The 18301-nt window shown below is 60.7% G+C and carries 17 protein-coding genes; all 17 read left to right on the top strand.

Translation table 11 applies throughout. The features are described from left to right. The first annotated feature begins 3 nt into the window (after window positions 1-3). The 17 genes from BUA36_RS00925 to BUA36_RS00845 all read left to right on the top strand — a co-directional run bounded on the left by BUA36_RS00925 (window position 4) and on the right by BUA36_RS00845 (window position 18267). Window positions 4-1257, top strand: a complete 1254-nt coding sequence (locus tag BUA36_RS00925) for an NADH-quinone oxidoreductase subunit D (RefSeq protein ID WP_072780612.1) — start codon at window positions 4-6, stop codon at window positions 1255-1257. Window positions 1258-1274: 17 nt separating this feature from the next. Further along, window positions 1275-1754, top strand: coding sequence for an NADH-quinone oxidoreductase subunit NuoE (gene nuoE, locus BUA36_RS00920; protein ID WP_072780611.1), 480 nt, complete (start codon window positions 1275-1277; stop codon window positions 1752-1754). After that, the gene (nuoF, locus tag BUA36_RS00915; protein ID WP_072780610.1) at window positions 1751-3046 is read left to right on the top strand and encodes an NADH-quinone oxidoreductase subunit NuoF; all 1296 of its coding nucleotides are present in this window, start codon (window positions 1751-1753) and stop codon (window positions 3044-3046) included. The genes nuoE and nuoF overlap by 4 nt, the downstream gene beginning before the upstream one ends. Window positions 3047-3067: 21 nt before the next feature. Further along, window positions 3068-5386 (top strand): NADH-quinone oxidoreductase subunit NuoG, encoded by a 2319-nt coding sequence (gene nuoG / locus BUA36_RS00910; RefSeq protein WP_072780609.1) that lies wholly within the window; start codon window positions 3068-3070, stop codon window positions 5384-5386. Further along, window positions 5386-6471 (top strand): NADH-quinone oxidoreductase subunit NuoH, encoded by a 1086-nt coding sequence (gene nuoH / locus BUA36_RS00905; protein ID WP_072780608.1) that lies wholly within the window; start codon window positions 5386-5388, stop codon window positions 6469-6471. Before nuoG ends, nuoH begins: the two co-directional genes overlap by 1 nt. Window positions 6472-6483: 12 nt before the next feature. After that, a complete protein-coding gene (nuoI, locus tag BUA36_RS00900) occupies window positions 6484-6972 on the top strand; it encodes an NADH-quinone oxidoreductase subunit NuoI (RefSeq protein ID WP_072780607.1) in 489 nt (162 codons plus the stop codon). 87 nt (window positions 6973-7059) lie between these two features. Next, the gene (locus BUA36_RS00895; RefSeq protein WP_072780606.1) at window positions 7060-7689 is read left to right on the top strand and encodes an NADH-quinone oxidoreductase subunit J; all 630 of its coding nucleotides are present in this window, start codon (window positions 7060-7062) and stop codon (window positions 7687-7689) included. Next, window positions 7686-7994, top strand: a complete 309-nt coding sequence (gene nuoK, locus BUA36_RS00890) for an NADH-quinone oxidoreductase subunit NuoK (RefSeq protein ID WP_072780604.1) — start codon at window positions 7686-7688, stop codon at window positions 7992-7994. The genes BUA36_RS00895 and nuoK overlap by 4 nt, the downstream gene beginning before the upstream one ends. A 37-nt stretch (window positions 7995-8031) precedes the next feature. After that, window positions 8032-10128: an NADH-quinone oxidoreductase subunit L gene (nuoL, locus tag BUA36_RS00885; protein WP_072780603.1), complete on the top strand. Its 2097-nt coding sequence runs from the start codon at window positions 8032-8034 to the stop codon at window positions 10126-10128. 31 nt (window positions 10129-10159) lie between these two features. Continuing rightward, window positions 10160-11656 carry an NADH-quinone oxidoreductase subunit M gene (locus tag BUA36_RS00880; protein WP_072780601.1) on the top strand — a complete coding sequence of 499 codons (1497 nt, stop codon included), beginning with the start codon at window positions 10160-10162 and terminating at the stop codon, window positions 11654-11656. 19 nt (window positions 11657-11675) lie between these two features. Continuing rightward, complete coding sequence (gene nuoN, locus BUA36_RS00875; protein ID WP_072780599.1) at window positions 11676-13181, top strand: NADH-quinone oxidoreductase subunit NuoN; 1506 nt, start codon at window positions 11676-11678, stop codon at window positions 13179-13181. After that, entirely contained in the window at window positions 13181-13486 is a 306-nt protein-coding gene (locus BUA36_RS00870; protein ID WP_072780598.1) for a DUF2818 family protein, read from the top strand. The genes nuoN and BUA36_RS00870 overlap by 1 nt, the downstream gene beginning before the upstream one ends. 33 nt (window positions 13487-13519) lie before the next feature. Further along, window positions 13520-14071, top strand: a complete 552-nt coding sequence (locus tag BUA36_RS00865) for an NUDIX domain-containing protein (RefSeq protein ID WP_072780596.1) — start codon at window positions 13520-13522, stop codon at window positions 14069-14071. Beyond that, window positions 14068-14754, top strand: a complete 687-nt coding sequence (locus BUA36_RS00860) for a hypothetical protein (protein ID WP_072780595.1) — start codon at window positions 14068-14070, stop codon at window positions 14752-14754. The genes BUA36_RS00865 and BUA36_RS00860 overlap by 4 nt, the downstream gene beginning before the upstream one ends. A gap of 8 nt (window positions 14755-14762) precedes the next feature. Continuing rightward, window positions 14763-15509, top strand: a complete 747-nt coding sequence (ispD, locus tag BUA36_RS00855) for a 2-C-methyl-D-erythritol 4-phosphate cytidylyltransferase (protein ID WP_072780594.1) — start codon at window positions 14763-14765, stop codon at window positions 15507-15509. After that, a complete protein-coding gene (gene ispF / locus BUA36_RS00850) occupies window positions 15506-15994 on the top strand; it encodes a 2-C-methyl-D-erythritol 2,4-cyclodiphosphate synthase (RefSeq protein WP_072780593.1) in 489 nt (162 codons plus the stop codon). Before ispD ends, ispF begins: the two co-directional genes overlap by 4 nt. Window positions 15995-16008: 14 nt before the next feature. Continuing rightward, window positions 16009-18267 (top strand): ATP-binding protein, encoded by a 2259-nt coding sequence (locus tag BUA36_RS00845; RefSeq protein ID WP_072780592.1) that lies wholly within the window; start codon window positions 16009-16011, stop codon window positions 18265-18267. Window positions 18268-18301: the final 34 nt, after the last annotated feature.

The raw sequence follows: 18301 nt of genomic DNA, 5'->3' as shown, positions 1-18301 counted from the left end.
AACATGGCAGAAATTAAGAACTACACCCTGAACTTCGGTCCACAACACCCGGCCGCGCACGGCGTGCTGCGCCTGGTGCTGGAGCTGGACGGCGAGGTGATCCAGCGTGCTGACCCGCACATCGGCCTGCTGCACCGCGGCACCGAAAAGCTCGCGGAACAAAAGACCTACCTGCAGTCCGTGCCGTATATGGACCGCCTGGATTACGTGTCGATGATGTGCAACGAGCACGCCTACGTCATGGCCATCGAAAAAATGCTGGGTATCGACGTGCCGCTGCGTGCGCAATACATCCGCGTGATGTTCGATGAAATCACCCGTATCCTGAACCACCTGATGTGGCTGGGTGCACACGCGCTGGACGTTGGCGCCATGGGCCCGTTCCTGTACTGCTTCCGCGACCGCGAAGACCTGTTCGACTGCTATGAAGCAGTGTCGGGCGCGCGCATGCACGCAGCCTACTACCGTCCGGGCGGCGTCTACCGCGACCTGCCGGACAGCATGCCGCAGCACAAGCCATCGATCATCCGTTCGGCCAAGGCCATCGATAACCTGAACAAGGACCGCCAGGGTTCGATGCTGGACTTCATCGAAGCCTTCACCAACCGTTTCCCGACCTATGTCGACGAATACGAAACCCTGCTGACCGACAACCGTATCTGGAAACAGCGGACCGTCGGCATCGGCGTGGTGGCGCCGGAAGATGCACTGGCCATGGGCTTTACCGGCGCCATGCTGCGTGGTTCGGGCATCCAGTGGGACTTGCGCAAGCACCAGCCGTACGAAGTGTACGACCTGATGGACTTCGATATCCCGATCGGCACCAACGGCGACTGCTACGACCGCTACCTGGTGCGCGTGGAAGAGCTGCGCCAGTCGAACAAGATCATCAAGCAGTGCGTTGAATGGCTGCGCAACAATCCAGGTCCGGTCATGACCAGCAACCGCAAGGTGGCGCCGCCATCGCGCGTGGACATGAAGACCAATATGGAATCGCTGATCCACCACTTCAAGCTGTTCACCGAGGGCTTCCACGTGCCGCCGGGCGAGGCTTATGCGGCGGTGGAGCATCCGAAGGGCGAATTCGGCGTCTACCTGATGTCCGATGGCGCCAACAAGCCATACCGCGTGAAACTGCGCGCTCCAGACTACGCACACTTGCAGTCGCTGGATGAAATGGCGCGTGGCCACATGATTGCCGACGCTGTGACCATCATTGGCACGCAAGACATCGTGTTCGGCAGTATTGACCGCTAAGTCCGAGAGGCAAAAGAATGTTGTTATCTGAGCAGTGCTACAAAAAAATCGATCGCGAGCTGGCCAAGTACCCAGACGATCAGCGCCAATCGGCCGTGATGGCCGCGCTGGCGCACGCCCAGGTTGAACTGGGCTGGGTCTCGCCTGAAACCATGCAGGAACTGGCTGACTACATCCGCATGCCGGCCATCGCCGTGCAGGAAGTCGCGACCTTCTACAATATGTACAACCTGAAGCCAGTTGGTAAGCACAAGATCACCGTGTGCACCAACCTGCCTTGCGCCCTGTCGGGTGGCGAGCGCGCGGCGCACCACCTGAAACAGAAGCTGGGCATCGACTACCGTGACACCACGGCAGACGGCGAGTTCACGCTGATGGAAGGCGAGTGCATGGGCGCCTGCGGCGACGCACCGGTGCTGCTGGTGAACAATCACCGCATGTGCAGCTTCATGTCCAACGACAAAATTGACTCCCTCGTGGAGGAACTCAAGAAATGACGTCACTCCACGACCGACACATTGATCCCGTCATCCTGGCCGGCCTGAATGGCGATAACTGGCATCTGGAAGACTACGTCAAACGCGGTGGCTACAGCGCGCTGCGCCGTATCATCGAAGAAAAAATCACCCCGGAACAGATCATCGCCGACCTCAAGGCGTCGTCGCTGCGCGGCCGTGGTGGTGCAGGTTTCCCTACCGGCCTGAAGTGGAGCTTCATGCCGCGCCAGTTCCCGGGCCAGAAGTACCTGGTCTGCAATACAGATGAGGGCGAGCCGGGCACTTTCAAGGACCGCGATATCATCCGCTACAACCCGCATGCGCTGATCGAAGGCATGGCCATCGGTGCGTACGCGATGGGCATTACGGTGGGCTACAACTACATCCACGGCGAGATCTTCCAGGAATACCTGCGCTTTGAAGAAGCGCTGGAAGAGGCGCGTGCCGCCGGCTTCCTGGGCGACAAGATCCTCGGCAGCGAGTTCAGCTTCCAGCTGCACGCGCACCATGGTTATGGCGCTTACATCTGCGGCGAGGAAACTGCGCTACTGGAATCGCTGGAAGGCAAAAAAGGCCAGCCGCGCTTCAAGCCGCCGTTCCCGGCGTCGTTCGGCCTGTACGGCAAGCCGACCACCATCAACAACACGGAAACCTTCGCGGCGGTACCGTTCATCCTGAACATGGGGCCGGAGAAGTACCTGGCGATTGGCCGTCCGAACAACGGCGGCTCGAAGATCTTCTCGATCTCGGGCGACGTTGAGCGTCCGGGCAACTACGAGGTGCCACTGGGCACGCCGTTCGCCAAACTGCTGGAACTGGCAGGCGGCATGCGCGGCGGCAAAAAGATCAAGGCAGTGATCCCGGGCGGTTCGTCCGCGCCGGTGATCCGCGGCGAGGTCATGATGCAAACCGACCTCGACTACGATTCGATCGCCAAGGCGGGTTCGATGCTGGGTTCGGGCGCGGTCATCGTCATGGACGAAACCCGCTGCATGGTCAAGGCCATGGAACGTCTGGCGTACTTCTACTTTGAAGAGTCGTGCGGTCAGTGCACTCCGTGCCGTGAAGGTACGGGCTGGATGTACCGCATGATCCACCGTATCGAAAACGGTCAGGGCCGCAAGTCGGACCTGGACGTGTTGAACTCGATCTGCGACAACATCCAGGGCCGCACGATTTGCGCGCTGGGCGACGCGGCAGCAATGCCTATGCGTGCGTTCATCAAGCAATTCCGCGAAGAATTTGAACACCACATCGAGCACAAGCAATGCTGCGTGCCCGCTTACATCTAAGCGTCACAGGTAACGATCACCATGGTTGAAATCGAAATAGACGGCAAAAAAGTCGAAGTCCCTGCTGGTAGCATGGTGATGGACGCCGCCAACAAATTGGGAACCTACATTCCGCACTTCTGCTATCACAAGAAATTGTCGATCGCAGCAAACTGCCGTATGTGCCTCGTCGAAGTGGAAAAGGCGCCTAAGCCTTTGCCAGCATGCGCAACGCCGGTCTCGGCCGGCATGATTGTGCGCTCCGCTTCCGACAAGGCCGTGCAGGCACAGAAGTCGGTCATGGAATTCCTGCTGATTAACCACCCACTGGACTGCCCGATCTGCGATCAGGGCGGCGAGTGCCAGCTGCAGGATCTGGCAGTCGGCTACGGCAAGGGCGAGTCGCGCTACGAAGAAGACAAGCGCGTCGTGGCGCCGAAAGACGCCGGCCCGCTGGTCTCCATGCAGGAGATGGCGCGCTGCATCCAGTGCACCCGTTGCGTACGTTTCGGCCAGGAAGTGGCTGGCGTGATGGAACTGGGCATGATCGGCCGCGGCGAACATTCCGAAATTACCGCGTTTGTCGGCCAGACCGTCAACTCGGAAATGTCCGGCAATATGATCGACCTGTGCCCGGTTGGCGCACTGACCTCGAAGCCATTCCGTTACAGCGCCCGTTCGTGGGAACTGTCGCGCCGCAAATCGGTCTCGCCGCACGACGGCCTGGGCGCCAACCTGATCGTTCAGGTCAAGGGCGGCAAGGTCAAGCGCGTGCTGCCGCTGGAAAACGATGCGGTCAACGAATGCTGGATTTCCGACAAGGACCGCTTCTCGTACGAAGGCCTGGACACCGCTGACCGTCTGACCCAGCCGATGCTGAAGCAGGGCGGCGAATGGAAAGAAGTCGACTGGCAAACCGCGCTGGAATACGTCGCGCACGGCCTGAAAAACATCAAGCACGAACACGGCGCCAACGCGCTGGCGTCGATCGCGACCCCGCACTCGACGCTGGAAGAACTGCACCTGCTGCAAAAGCTGACCCGCGCCATGGGCTCGGACAGCGTGGACACCCGCCTGCGTCAAAGCGATTTCGCGCTGGACGTGACCCCATGGCTGGGCATGTCGATCACCGAATTCGGCGCGCTGAACCGCGCCTTCGTGATCGGCTCGTTCCTGCGCAAGGATCACCCGCTGCTGGCCACCCGTCTGCGTACCGCGGTCAAGGGCGGCGCCAAGCTGTCGCTGCTGAGCGCAACCGACGACGACCTGCTGATGAATGTCGCGAACAAACTGATCGTTGCGCCGTCGGAGTGGCTGTCGGCGCTGTCGCAAGTGGTGGTGGCTATCGCCAAGGCCAAGGAAATCGCCGCACCGGCCGGCTTCGAAGGCGTACAAGCCAACGACGCTGCTGCTGCCATCGCTGCTTCGCTGCTGTCGGGCGAAAACAAGGCCGTGTTGCTGGGTAACGCCGCTGCGCAGCACCCGCAAGCCAGCGCGCTGCACGCCGCTGCACAGTGGATCGCTGAACAGACCGGCGCCAAGCTGGGCTACCTGACCGAAGCGGCCAACACCGTGGGCGCGTACATCGCCAAGGCCAACGGCGGCAAGGCGCCAGTGTTCACCGAACCGAAGTCGGCCTATCTGCTGCTGAACGCCGAGCCGGAACTGGATGCGTACAACCCGCAAGCTGCTACCGCCGCGCTGAAAAAAGCCGAGATGGTGGTGGTGATGTCCGCGTACAAACATGGTCTGGACTACGCTGACGTGCTGCTGCCGGTCTCGCCATTCAGCGAAACCTCGGGCACCTTCATCAACGCCGAAGGCCGTGCACAGAGCTTCAACGGCACCGTCAAGCCGCTGCTGGAAACCCGTCCTGCGTGGAAAGTGCTGCGCGTACTGGGCAACATCCTGGGTCTGCCGGGCTTCGACTACGACACCTCGGAAGCGATCCGCGACGAAGTACTGGGCGCTGGCGTGACCGATGTTTCGGCCAAGCTGAACAACGTGACCAAGGTCGCGCTGACCGCGGCGACCGCCGTGTCGACCGGCACCGAGCGTATCGCCGACGTGCCAATCTACTTTGCCGACGCCGTCGTGCGCCGTGCCGAGTCGCTGCAAAAGATGGCCGATGCGGCTGCGCCAAAAGCGCACCTGTCGAGCGCGCTGGCACAGCAACTGGGTGTGGCCGCTGGCGACAACGTCAAGGTCAGCCAAGGTTCCGGCAGTGCGATCCTGGTCGCCGCTATCGATGCCAAACTGCCAGCCAACGCCGTGCGCGTGGCCGCTGCTCACGCATCGACCGCTGCACTGGGCGGCATGTTCGGCTCCATCACCGTTGAAAAAGCAGGAGAGGTGAAATAATGGCGCTGCCTGAATTCGTCACTACCATCAATACCCTGGGCGCCAACAGCGTGCTCGGCCCTGTGTGGCCGGTCGTCTGGGCCCTGATCCGCATTATCGTGGTGCTGCTGCCACTGATGGGTCTGGTTGCTTACCTGACCCTGTGGGAACGTAAGTTCATCGGCTGGATCCAGATTCGTGTGGGTCCGAACCGCGTCGGTCCGATGGGCCTGCTGCAGCCGATCGCTGACGCGCTGAAACTGCTGTTCAAAGAGATCATTACCCCGGCCAAGGCCAACCCTGGCCTGTTCGTGATCGGTCCGATCATGACCATCATGCCAGCGCTGGCATGCTGGGCCGTGGTGCCGTTTGGTCCGGAAGCCGTGCTGGCCAACGTCAATGCCGGCCTGCTGCTGCTGATGGCGATTACCTCGATGGAAGTCTACGGCATCATCATCGCCGGCTGGGCGTCGAACTCGAAGTACTCGTTCATGGGCGCGATGCGTGCCTCGGCGCAGATGATTTCCTACGAAATCCCGATGGGCTTCGTACTGGTGGTCGTGCTGATGGTGTCCGGTTCGCTGAACTTCGGCGACATCGTGGCTTCCCAGCAAAAGGGCATGATGGTTGAGCATGGTCTCAACTTCCTGTCGTGGAACTGGCTGCCGCTGCTGCCGCTGTTCGTGGTGTACCTGACCTCCGGCCTGGCCGAGTGCAACCGTCACCCGTTCGACGTGGTGGAAGGCGAGTCCGAGATCGTGGCCGGTCACATGGTGGAATACTCGGGTATGGCCTACGCCATGTTCATGCTGGCCGAATACGCCAACATGATCCTGATTGCGACCCTGGCATCGATTATGTTCCTGGGCGGCTGGTCGGCGCCATTTGCCTTCCTGGAATTCTGGGGCGGTTTCGGCGGCTTCTTCTGGTTGTTCGTGAAAGCGTTCTTCCTGGTCTCCGTGTTCATCTGGGTGCGTGGTACTTTCCCGCGCTACCGTTACGACCAGATCATGCGTCTGGGCTGGAAAGTGTTCATCCCGCTGACCCTGGTGTGGCTGGTGCTGGTTGCTGGCTGGATGCAGACCTCCTGGAATATCTGGAAGTAAGGACTAAAGAAAATGGAACGATTAAAAGATTTCGTCAGCAGCTTCATGCTGACCGAGCTGGTCAAAGGGATGGCGCTGACGGGCAAGTACATGTTCTCGCGCAAGATCACGGTGCAGTACCCGGAAGAGAAGACGCCTATGTCGCCGCGCTTCCGCGGTCTGCATGCGCTGCGCCGCTATCCGAATGGCGAAGAGCGCTGCATCGCCTGCAAACTGTGCGAAGCAGTGTGCCCGGCGATGGCAATTACCATCGAATCGGAACAGCGTGACGACGGTTCGCGCCGTACCACGCGTTACGACATCGACCTGACCAAGTGCATCTTCTGCGGTTTCTGCGAAGAGTCGTGCCCGGTGGATTCGATCGTGGAAACGCATGTGCTGGAATACCACGGCGAAAAACGCGGCGATCTGTACTACACGAAAGAGATGCTGCTGGCCGTAGGCGATCGTTATGAAAACCAGATCGCTGAAGCCCGCGCAGCCGACGCTCCTTATCGGTGATATGCGGTGTGCCCTAGGCTCGCCTTGGCGAGGTTGGGGACCAGCCGCAACCGGTGATCAATAAACTGTACGTCTCTTGGGTTAGTTATGGAATTTAAAACTGCTTTGTTCTACGTCTTCGCGGCCATCATGGTATTGGCCTCGACGCGCGTAATTACGGCCCGCAATCCGGTGCACGCAGCACTGTTCCTGGTGCTGGCGTTCTTCAACGCCGCCGGCATCTGGATGCTGCTGGAGGCCGAGTTCCTGGCCATCGTGCTGGTGCTGGTCTATGTCGGCGCCGTGATGGTGCTGTTCCTGTTCGTGGTGATGATGCTGGACATCGACACCGAGAAACTGCGCGAAGGCTTCTGGAGCTACCTGCCGGTCGCTTCGCTGGTCGGCGTGGTGATCGTGCTGGAAATGGCCGCCGTGCTGTGGCGCTCGTTCCTGTCGTTCGACCAGCAGGCTGTTGCAGCCGGCAATATCGGCGGCACCAAGGAACTGGGCATGCTGATCTACACCAAATACATCTACGGCTTTGAGATCGCCGCCGCCATTCTGCTGGTCGCGATCATTGCAGCCGTAGCGCTGACCCTGCGCAAGCGCAAGGACACCAAACACTTCGACCCAGCCGACGCCGTGCGCGTCAAGCGCAATGACCGCCTGAAGATCGTCAAGATCGATCCGGTCACCACGCGCGGCCAGGCCGAAACTGAAGTTAAGGAGGCACCATGACTTTATCCCTGGCTCACTACCTCGTTCTGGGCGCGATCCTGTTCGCGATCTCGATCGTGGGTATTTTCCTGAACCGCAAGAACATCATCATCCTGCTGATGGCCATCGAACTGATGCTGCTGGCAGTGAATATGAACTTCATCGCGTTCTCGCATTACCTCGGTGATGCGGCAGGGCAGATCTTTGTCTTCTTCATTCTGACCGTGGCGGCCGCCGAATCGGCAATCGGCCTCGCGATCCTGGTGGTGCTGTTCCGTAATCTGGACACCATCAACGTAGAAGACCTGGACAGCCTGAAGGGCTAATTTAAAACCTCTCGAAAAATAACGATTAAGGTTCATCATGGCGGTTACACTTAACCCTAATCTCCTGCTAGTCGTACCACTGGCGCCCTTGGCGGGCGCCGCTGTGGCAGGCTTGTTAGGAACTAAATTCTTCGGCAACGTAGTCGGTCGCAAGACCTCGACTGCGGCGACCATCCTGGGCGTGCTGGTAGCATTCATCATTTCGGCAATGACGCTGAATGATGTGATCAACGGCGCAAGCTTCAACGGCACCATCTATAACTGGATGACCGTGGCTGGCATGAAGATGGAAGTCGGTTTCCAGATCGATGCACTGTCGGCGATGATGATGTGCGTGGTGACCTTTGTGTCGCTGATGGTGCACATCTACACCATCGGCTACATGGCGGAAGACGAAGGCTACAACCGCTTCTTCTCGTACATCTCGCTGTTCACCTTCTCCATGCTGATGCTGGTGATGTCGAACAACTTCCTGCAACTGTTCTTCGGCTGGGAAGCCGTGGGCCTGGTGTCCTACCTGCTGATCGGTTTCTGGTACACCCGTCCAACCGCGATCTTCGCCAACATGAAGGCCTTCCTGGTCAACCGTGTGGGTGACTTCGGCTTCATCCTGGGGATCGGCCTGCTGCTGGCTTACGCCGGTTCGATGAACTACCAGGACGTGTTTGCCAAGCGCGAAGCGCTGGCCGCACTGACCCTGCCAGGCACCGACTGGATGCTGCTGACCGTGGCCTGTATCTGCCTGTTCATCGGCGCGATGGGTAAATCGGCGCAGTTCCCGCTGCACGTATGGCTGCCGGACTCGATGGAAGGTCCGACCCCGATCTCCGCACTGATCCACGCGGCCACCATGGTGACTGCAGGTATCTTCATGGTGTCGCGCATGTCGCCGCTGTTCGAACTGTCGGACACCGCGCTGAGCTTCATCCTGGTGATCGGTTCGATTACCGCGCTGTTCATGGGCTTCCTGGGCATCATCCAGAACGACATCAAACGCGTGGTGGCTTACTCGACGCTGTCGCAGCTGGGCTACATGACCGTGGCGCTGGGTTCGTCGGCCTATTCGGTGGCCGTGTTCCACCTGATGACCCACGCCTTCTTCAAGGCGCTGCTGTTCCTGGGCGCCGGTTCGGTCATCATTGGCATGCACCACGACCAGGACATCCGCAACATGGGGGGTCTGCGTAAATACATGCCGATTACCTGGATCACTTCGCTGCTGGGTTCGCTGGCGCTGATCGGTACGCCGTTCTTCTCGGGCTTCTACTCGAAAGACTCGATCATCGAAGCCGTGGCCGAGACCCATATCTGGGGCGCCGGCTTTGCCAACTTCGCCGTCCTGGCAGGTGTGTTCGTGACCGCGTTCTACTCGTTCCGTATGTACTTCCTGGTGTTCCACGGTAAAGAGCGTTTCGGCCAGGCGCATGCTCACGGCCATGACGACCATCACGCTCCGGCTGCCGCCCATGGCGCGCACGACGACCACGCCCACGATGACCACGGTCATGACGAGGAAGACGATCACGGCCACCATGGCCTGGCCCCAGGCCAGAAGCCGCACGAGTCGCCATTCGTGGTCTGGTTCCCGCTGGTGATGCTGGCCATCCCATCGGTGATCATCGGTGCGCTGACGATCGGTCCTATGCTGTTCGGCGACTTCTTCAAAGGCGTCATCTTCATCGGCGAAAACCACAAGGCGATGGAACTGCTGGCAGAGGAATACCACGGTCCGGTGGCAATGGCGATTCACTCGCTGACGTCGGTGCCACTGTGGCTGGCGATTGCGGGTGTTGCGTTCTCGTACTACTGCTACATGATCAATCCACGTGTACCGGCATGGTTCTACGCCAAGTTCAAGGCGATCCATACCCTGCTGGACAACAAGTACTACATGGACAAGTTCAACGAGATCGTGTTCGCAGGCGGCGCCCGCCTGCTGGGCAACGGCTTGTGGAATGTCGGCGACAAGACCCTGATCGACGGCCTGCTGGTCAACGGCAGCGCCAAAGTAGTCGGCTGGTTCTCGACGCTGACCCGCCTGGCGCAGACTGGTTACATCTACCACTATGCGTTTGTCATGATCCTCGGCATTCTGGGGTTCCTGGTCTACTTCCTGCCGTTTTGGCACGCTTAATTAGCTGATACGCAAAGAGATAACGATAACCATGATGTCAACAATATCTTCATTACCTCCGTACCTGAGCCTCTCGATCTGGCTCCCGATCCTGTTCGGCCTGATCGTGCTGGCCACAGGCCGCGACAGCAACGCCGGCTTTAGCCGCGTGCTGGCGTTGATCGGCTCGATCGTCAGCTTCGGCGCAACGATTCCGCTGATTACCAACTTCAGCAATGCCGCCCACGGCATGCAGTTTGTGGAAAAAGCGCCGTGGATCGAGCGCTTCAACATCTTCTATTCGCTGGGCATTGACGGCCTGTCGCTGTGGTTCGTGCCGCTGACCGCGTTCATCACCATCATCGTGGTGATCTCGGCCTGGCAAGTGATCCAGAAACGCGTGGCCCAGTACATGGGCGCGTTCCTGATCCTGTCCGGCCTGATGGTGGGCGTGTTCTGCGCCATGGACGGCCTGCTGTTCTACTTCTTCTTTGAAGCGACCCTGATCCCGATGTACATCATCATCGGTATCTGGGGCGGCGACAACCGCGTGTATGCGTCGTTCAAGTTCTTCCTGTACACCTTCTTCGGCTCGCTGCTGACGCTGGTGGCGATCGTCTACCTGTACAACCAGACCGGTAGCTGGGACATCCTGCAATGGCACAAAACGCCGCTGACGATGAAAGAGCAGATCTTCATCTTCATCGCCTTCTTCATGGCGTTTGCCGTCAAAGTACCAATGTTCCCGGTCCACACCTGGCTGCCGGACGTCCACGTGGAAGCGCCAACCGGCGGTTCCGCCGTGCTGGCCGCCATCATGCTGAAACTGGGCGCGTACGGTTTCATCCGTTTCTCGCTGCCGATCACGCCGGATGCATCGCACTACCTGTCGGGCTTTGTGATTACCCTGTCGCTGATCGCCGTGATTTACATCGGCCTGGTGGCACTGGTACAGAAAGACATGAAAAAGCTGGTCGCCTACTCGTCGATCGCGCACATGGGCTTTGTGACCCTGGGCTTCTTCGTCTTCAACGCCATGGCAGTGCAGGGCGCCATCATGCAGATGATCTCGCACGGTTTCGTGTCGGGCGCGATGTTCCTGTGCATCGGCGTGCTGTACGACCAGGCCCACTCGCGTCAGATCGCTGACTACGGTGGTGTGGTCAACAAGATGCCGCGTTTCGCTGCCTTCTTCATCCTGTTCTCGATGGCTAACTGCGGTCTGCCAGCTACCTCCGGCTTCGTCGGCGAGTTCATGGTGATCCTGGGCGCCACCCAGTTCAACTTCTGGATCGGCCTGCTGGCAGCGACCGCACTGATCTTTGGCGCAGCGTACTCGCTGTGGATGGCCAAGCGCGTCATCTTCGGCAAAGTGACCAACCACCATGTGGCTGAACTGGTTGACCTGAACGGCCGTGAATTCTTCATGCTGGGCATTCTGGCAGTCGCCACGCTGTACATGGGCCTGTACCCAGCACCATTCACCGACACGATGCAAACCTCGGTCGCTGACCTGCTGGCACACGTCGCACACAGCAAGCTGCCTTAAGAAGAACGGAAACACATAAATGACTACACCTATGATACAAGAGGCCGTCAACCTGGTCCCGGTCTACGCCGAGATCGCAGTGCTGATCGGCGCCTCGGCCATCCTGCTGATCGACATGTTCCTGTCCAAGGCACAGCGTTCGATCACTTACGTGCTGTCGCTGCTGACGCTGGTGCTGTGCGCCGGCCTCAGCTACTGCGACTTCGCTTCGGGCGCGACGACCTATACCTTCCACGGTATGTTCGTCTCCGATCCGATGGCCAACCTGCTGAAACTGTTCACCTACCTGACCGTGGGCATGACGCTGGTGTATTCGCGCCAGTACGCGGATGACCGTGGCATGCTGAGCGGTAACCTGGGCGGCGAGTTCTACGTGCTGGCGCTGTTCGCCATGCTGGGCCAGCTCATCATGATCTCGGGCTCGAACTTCCTGTCGATCTACCTGGGCGTGGAACTGATGTCGCTGTCGCTGTATGCACTGGTGGCGATGCGCCGCGATAACGTGCGTGCCACCGAAGCAGCGATGAAATACTTCATCCTGGGCGCGCTGGCTTCCGGCTTCCTGCTGTACGGTATGTCGATGCTGTACGGCGCGACCGGCACGCTGGACATCCGTGGCATCTCGGCAGCGATCGATGCCGGCACCATCAACAAGACCATCCTGGTATTCGGTATCGTATTCCTGGTGGCGGGCCTGGCCTTCAAACTGGGCGCCGTGCCATTCCATATGTGGGTACCGGACGTCTACGACGGTTCGCCGACGGCAGTGACCCTGCTGCTGGGCGGCGCACCGAAGATCGCCACCTTTGCCATCTGCATCCGCCTGCTGGTGGAAGGCCTGCTGCCCATGGCATTCGACTGGCAGCAGATGCTGCTGGTGCTGGCCGTGCTGTCGCTGGCCATCGGTAACATCACCGCGATCGCCCAGACCAATATCAAGCGTATGCTGGCGTACTCGACCATCGCGCAAATCGGCTTCGTGCTGCTGGGCCTGCTGTCGGGCGTGGCGGGCACCACCGACCGCAGCGGTATTGCCGCAGCTTACAGCGGCGCCATGTACTACGTCATCACCTACGTGCTGACCACCGTTGGCACCTTCGGTACGCTGATGCTGCTGTCGCGCGCCGGTTTCGACGCCGACAACATTGCCGACTTCAAGGGCCTGAGCAAGCGCAGCGGTTGGTTCGCTGTGGTCATGACCATCCTGCTGTTCTCGCTGGCCGGCGTGCCACCGATGATGGGCTTTGCCGCCAAGTTCGCGGTACTGAACTCGGTGCTGGGCACCGGCCAGATCTGGCTGACCGTGTTTGCCGTGATGTTCTCGCTGATCGGCGCGTTCTACTACCTGCGCGTGATCAAGGCCATCTGGTTTGATGAGCCGGCCGACAACACCCCAATCGCCGCTTACGGCGACGTCAAGCTGGTGCTGAGCCTGAACGGCCTGGCCATCGTGGCACTGGGCATCCTGCCTGGCCCGCTGCTGGCAGCCTGCCTGACCGCCATCAAAGTGACCCTGGCCACCTGATGGATACCGCCACCGCCGGCTGGTTGGTGATCGCAATTGCTATTGCGGCCGCCAACCTGCCGTTCTTCAACGACAGGATCTTCGCCATCGTCGGCGGCAAATGGCAGCGCAAGCCACTCGCCATTCGCCTGCTGGAAATGACGGCGCTGTATCTTGTTGTTGGTGCGCTTGGCTTCACGCTCGAAGCCAACATCGGCACCCGCTTCCCGCAGACCTGGGAGTTCTACGCGATCTCCGCCTGCATGTTCCTGGTACTCGGCTTTCCCGGTTTCACCGTTCGTTACCTGCGCAAGCCTCACGGCTGATACACTATCGTTCTTCAACGATGTGGAGCAGGAATGGACAATCTCAAAGAAACCCGTGTAGACGGTGAGCTGGCCTACCAGGGCCGCTTCCTCAAAGTCCAGCGCGACACCATACAACTCCCGGACGGCAAACGCACTACGCGTGAATACATCCTGCACCCCGGTGCAGTGGTGATCTTGCCGCTGCTCGATGACGGCACCGTGCTGATGGAACGCCAGTACCGCTATCCGCTGCATGACGTGTTCATTGAATTCCCGGCCGGTAAAATCGACCAGGGCGAAGACCCGCTGCTCGCCGCCAAGCGCGAGCTGGAAGAAGAAACCGGCTACACCGGCGGCGAATGGCAATTCGTCACCAAGATCCATAACGCGATTGCGTATTCGGACGAGCACCTCGACCTGTACCTGGCGCGCGGCCTCAAGGCCGGCGCAGCCAAACTGGATGAGGGCGAGTTCCTCGAAACCTTCACCGCCACCATCGACGAGCTGCTGCAGTGGGTACGCGAAGGCAAAATCACCGACGTCAAAACCGTCATCGGCATCTTCTGGCTGGATAAACTGCGCGCGGGTGACTGGAAGCTATGAGACTCTGGCTGGCGTTCGTCTGCCTGCTTGCCGCTGCCGGTGCGCAGGCGGCGGAGCGCACGCCATTCCAGGTCCGCTGTGAAGATACGATACGCAAATCGGTGTCGGTGCTGTCGGCCAGGCAGGAAGGCTACACCATCAACAACCAGCTACCATACCGCGCACTGACTGCGCGCACCGGCAGCATGGACCGCCGCATGGAGACACTGGGCCTGACCGTCACGCAGGGGCAGCACCGGGCCAAGGTCGGTGGGGTGGTGCTGCAGGACCCGGCCAGCGGCTATGAGTGCATCGCACCGCAGGTCGAGATCGAGCTGTATTATTCGCCGGTGCGGATTTACGTCGGCAACGAGTTTGCGCCGGGCACCTGTGCGTACAAGGAGATCCTTGACCACGAGATGCGCCACCTGAAAGCGCACACCGACAATCTGGCGCGCGTGGAAGCATTGGTGCGCGATGCGCTCAACAAGCGTTTCGGCGGACAGCCGATGTACGCGCCTTCCGGCACCGCGCGTTCGGCGCTGGAGCATGAAGTGAACAGCACCTGGTTCAATTTCATCCGCGATGAATTTGAGAAGGGCAAGGCCGAGCAGGAAAAGATCGACTCGCCCGCTGAATACGCCCGCCTGGGCAAAGCATGCAATGGCGAGATCGCCGCGATCCTCGCGCGCCGCCGCAGATAAAGAGAGTTATGACTACGCATCAACCACCGCAACAACGACGCTATTTTGCGCTGCTGCCGGCCGCCGGCGTCGGCGCGCGCATGGCCGCCAACGGGCCGAAACAATATCTGACGGTCGGCGGCAAACCGATGCTGCGGCACGCGGTAGACGCGTTCCGCGCCAGCCCGCTGGTTGCCCACACCTACGTGGTGGTCAGCCCTGACGACGGCGTGATCGACTCCGTGCTGCCTGCTGATCTGGAGGGCGTCACCGTCCTGCGCTGCGGCGGCGCCACGCGCATGGACTCCGTGCTGAATGGCCTGCGTGAACTGGCCGGCGCCGTGGCCGGGCATGATCTCATCATGGTCCACGATGCCGCACGTCCCGGCCTGACGCCAGCCCTGATCGGAAAACTCATCGACGGTGTGGGCGACGACCCGGCGGGCGGTCTGCTGGCACTGCCGGTGGTGGACACCATGAAACGCAGCGCCCCCGGCGCCGACGGCATCAGCGTCAGCGCCGCGACCGTGCCGCGCAACGGCCTGTGGTCCGCGCAGACGCCGCAGATGTTCAGCTACGCGCTGCTGCTGCGTGCCTTGGGCAGCGCGCCGGACGCCAACGCCATCACCGATGACGCCAGCGCCATCGAAATGCTGGGCTATGCACCGCGCCTGATCGAGGGCCATCCACGCAATCTGAAAGTAACGCTGCCAGCGGACATCCGCATCGCCGAGATGTACCTGGCCAGCAATGAGGACGAAGGAAGACTGATATGAGCAAACTCCCATTCCGCATCGGCCAAGGCTACGACTGCCACGCGCTGGTGGAAGGCCGCAAACTGATTATCGGCGGCGTCGACATTCCGCATCATCTGGGCCTGCTGGGCCACTCGGATGCCGACGTGCTGCTGCACGCGATTACCGACTCCATCCTGGGCGCCGCCGCGCTGGGCGACATCGGCAAGCACTTCCCGGACACCGACCCTGAATTCAAAGGCGCGGATTCGCGCAAGCTGCTCAAGGAAGCCGCCAAACGCGTGGTCGCCACCGGCTACAGCATCGGCAATATCGACTGCACCATCATCGCCCAGCGCCCGAAGATGGCGCCGCACATCATGACCATGCGCGCCAACATCGCCGAAGACCTGGGTGTGGACATCAGCCAGGTCAACGTCAAAGCCAAGACCAATGAAAAACTGGGCTATCTGGGACGCGAAGAGGGCATCGCGGCCGAATCGGTCGCCTTGCTGATCGCCGCGTAAACAGCGAGCCGTCCTTGATCGACAGCCTGCCCATACGTTCGCTACGCGCCGCGCTGCACCGGCGCATGGAGGCGCTCGGGCGGGGCGATCAAGGCTTGCAGGGCTGGCGCAACCGGTTGCTGGATGGCTTGTGCGCGGTGGCGTTCTGGCTTGGCCTGTTCGCCATGCTGCCCAGCATGTGGGCCAGCGCGCGTCAGGGGCATTGGACGCTGGTGGCGACCGACGTCGTCTCGGTTGCCGGGATGGCGGTGCTGAACTACCGGCGCGATATCCCTTACCGTTTGCGGGCTTCCGCGATTCTGGGCATCGCCTATCTGATTGCGGTGGTGCTGCTGTTTTCGATTGGGCCGCTATCGCAGATCTATCTGTTGGCGGTGCCGGTACTGTGTACGGTATTAATCGGCACCGTGGCTGCGATGGCGGCGCTGCTGTGGTGTAGTGCGACGCTGTTCGTGGTTGGTTATTTCGGCGGCATCGAGCCCGGTCTGGCGGTGGTGGTGGTGAGCCAGGCCGCGCACTGGGCCATCCTCAGTGTGAACTTCCTGCTGATCTCCACGGTGCTGACCGTGTCCTGCACCTATCTGCTGCATGGACTGGACCGCGCACTGGCGCGTCAACGCGCGATCCATGCGCGCAGCCTGGATAATGAGGTGCGTTACCGGCAAACGCTGGAAGCGCAAATTCTTACGCTGCATGCACGTGAAGCGGATTTGCTCGCATCGCAGGCGCGCTATGCGGAATCGCTGGCGGCGCAGCGGGCGGCTGAAGTGTCGAATCAGCTCAAGAGCGATTTCCTGGCGATGATCAGCCATGAAGTGCGTACACCGCTGGGCGGCGTGATCGGCATGCTGCGCTCGTCGCTGAAGGATACCCAGCTTGTCTCCAACACGCGCGACAAGCTGCGCCTCAGCCTGAGCAACGCGGAAGTGCTGCTACAGATCATCAACGACATTCTTGATTTCTCGCGTCTGGAAGCGGGCAAGATGCCGCTGGAGACGCTGGACTTCGACCTCCACACGCTGCTGCATGACGTCGTCGGCTTGCTGGCCGACCGTGCGGAAGCCAAGGGCATCTCGCTGATCGCCGAAATCGGACCGGCACTGCCGGCCTGGTGGCGCGGCGACCCGACAAGACTGCGGCAGATCATCGTCAACCTGGTCGGCAATGGCATCAAGTTCACCGAGCATGGCGAAGTGCGCGTAAGCGCGGCCGAGCACAGTGGCGGCATTGTCCTGACCATCAGCGACAGTGGTATCGGCATTGAAGCGGAGGCCCTGGGCCGGCTGTTCCAGAAATTCGAACAGGCCGATGCCGCCACCTCGCGCAAATACGGCGGTACCGGCCTGGGACTCGCGATCTGTAAAAACATCGCTGTTGCGATGGGCGGACGCATCGAGGCCAGCAGCGAACCAGGCGTCGGCAGCGTGTTCCGCGTGTACCTGCCGCTCGAACGTGGCACGCCAGCGACGGCGCGCGCGGAAGAGCAGCGACGTCCCCATTCGGCGCGTCTGGCCGTGCTGTGTGCCGAGGATGGGACCACCAATCAAATTATCCTGCGCGAACTGCTGGGCGATATGGGCCACATGGTCACCATCGCCGAAGACGGGCAGACGGCACTGGAACAGCTGGCGGCGCACGATTACGACCTGGTCATCATGGACGGCCGCATGCCGCGCATGGACGGTATCGCCGCCTTGCAGCGCCTGCGCGCGGGACGGGATGGCGTGCGCAATCCGGCGTTGCCGGTGATTGCGCTGACAGCCAATGCAACCATCGAGGACCGTCAGCGCTTTCTGGCTGCGGGCGCCAGCGGCTTCCTGGCCAAACCGATAGACGAACACGATTTGCATGCGGAGGTCGCACGCCAGCTGGAAGCCTTGCTGGCACAGGGCGAAGCTCTGGTGGGTGAGCAGCGCGCCATGGCTGCAGGGGCGCCGGCACTGGCGGAGCTGGACGCCATGTTTGGCGTAACCGGGCTGCCTGCGGATGGCACTGACAAATTATTCAGCGCGATCCAGGCCGCATTCCTGATTGAAGGCCCGCGCCTGTTGGCCGCGGCGGAGCAGGCCGCCAACGATGACGATGCCAAGGCAGTCGCACTGGCAGCGCATAGCCTGATGGGCGCTGCCGCCTATCTGGGGGCGGACACGCTGTACGCGCGCTGCGCGCAAATCGAAAAGCTGGCCGATGCCGGCGAGCTTGACGCAGTGATTCCGCAGTTGGTGAGACTTGTACAGGAGCTGGCGCAGACATTGGCCGAAATGAGGTCATAAAAGTAGAATTGTAATAACAATAATGTTTTATAAT

It is taken from the genome of Duganella sacchari, from assembly GCF_900143065.1.
Classification (GTDB): domain Bacteria; phylum Pseudomonadota; class Gammaproteobacteria; order Burkholderiales; family Burkholderiaceae_D; genus Rugamonas; species Rugamonas sacchari.
The sequence above is the reverse complement of the archived record's forward strand: the minus strand, read 5'-3'. Positions and strand labels throughout refer to the sequence as shown.

What these genes read in the sequence shown, in the direction of transcription:
- ispF (WP_072780593.1), top strand. Translation starts at nt 15,506, where the DNA reads ATGAGCAAACTCCCATTCCGCATCGGCCAAGGCTACGACTGCCACGCG.
- nuoG (WP_072780609.1), top strand. Translation starts at nt 3,068, where the DNA reads ATGGTTGAAATCGAAATAGACGGCAAAAAAGTCGAAGTCCCTGCTGGT.
- nuoE (WP_072780611.1), top strand. Translation starts at nt 1,275, where the DNA reads ATGTTGTTATCTGAGCAGTGCTACAAAAAAATCGATCGCGAGCTGGCC.
- BUA36_RS00895 (WP_072780606.1), top strand. Translation starts at nt 7,060, where the DNA reads ATGGAATTTAAAACTGCTTTGTTCTACGTCTTCGCGGCCATCATGGTA.
- BUA36_RS00870 (WP_072780598.1), top strand. Translation starts at nt 13,181, where the DNA reads ATGGATACCGCCACCGCCGGCTGGTTGGTGATCGCAATTGCTATTGCG.
- nuoN (WP_072780599.1), top strand. Translation starts at nt 11,676, where the DNA reads ATGACTACACCTATGATACAAGAGGCCGTCAACCTGGTCCCGGTCTAC.
- BUA36_RS00880 (WP_072780601.1), top strand. Translation starts at nt 10,160, where the DNA reads ATGATGTCAACAATATCTTCATTACCTCCGTACCTGAGCCTCTCGATC.
- BUA36_RS00865 (WP_072780596.1), top strand. Translation starts at nt 13,520, where the DNA reads ATGGACAATCTCAAAGAAACCCGTGTAGACGGTGAGCTGGCCTACCAG.
- nuoL (WP_072780603.1), top strand. Translation starts at nt 8,032, where the DNA reads ATGGCGGTTACACTTAACCCTAATCTCCTGCTAGTCGTACCACTGGCG.
- BUA36_RS00925 (WP_072780612.1), top strand. Translation starts at nt 4, where the DNA reads ATGGCAGAAATTAAGAACTACACCCTGAACTTCGGTCCACAACACCCG.
- BUA36_RS00860 (WP_072780595.1), top strand. Translation starts at nt 14,068, where the DNA reads ATGAGACTCTGGCTGGCGTTCGTCTGCCTGCTTGCCGCTGCCGGTGCG.
- ispD (WP_072780594.1), top strand. Translation starts at nt 14,763, where the DNA reads ATGACTACGCATCAACCACCGCAACAACGACGCTATTTTGCGCTGCTG.
- nuoK (WP_072780604.1), top strand. Translation starts at nt 7,686, where the DNA reads ATGACTTTATCCCTGGCTCACTACCTCGTTCTGGGCGCGATCCTGTTC.
- nuoI (WP_072780607.1), top strand. Translation starts at nt 6,484, where the DNA reads ATGGAACGATTAAAAGATTTCGTCAGCAGCTTCATGCTGACCGAGCTG.
- nuoH (WP_072780608.1), top strand. Translation starts at nt 5,386, where the DNA reads ATGGCGCTGCCTGAATTCGTCACTACCATCAATACCCTGGGCGCCAAC.
- nuoF (WP_072780610.1), top strand. Translation starts at nt 1,751, where the DNA reads ATGACGTCACTCCACGACCGACACATTGATCCCGTCATCCTGGCCGGC.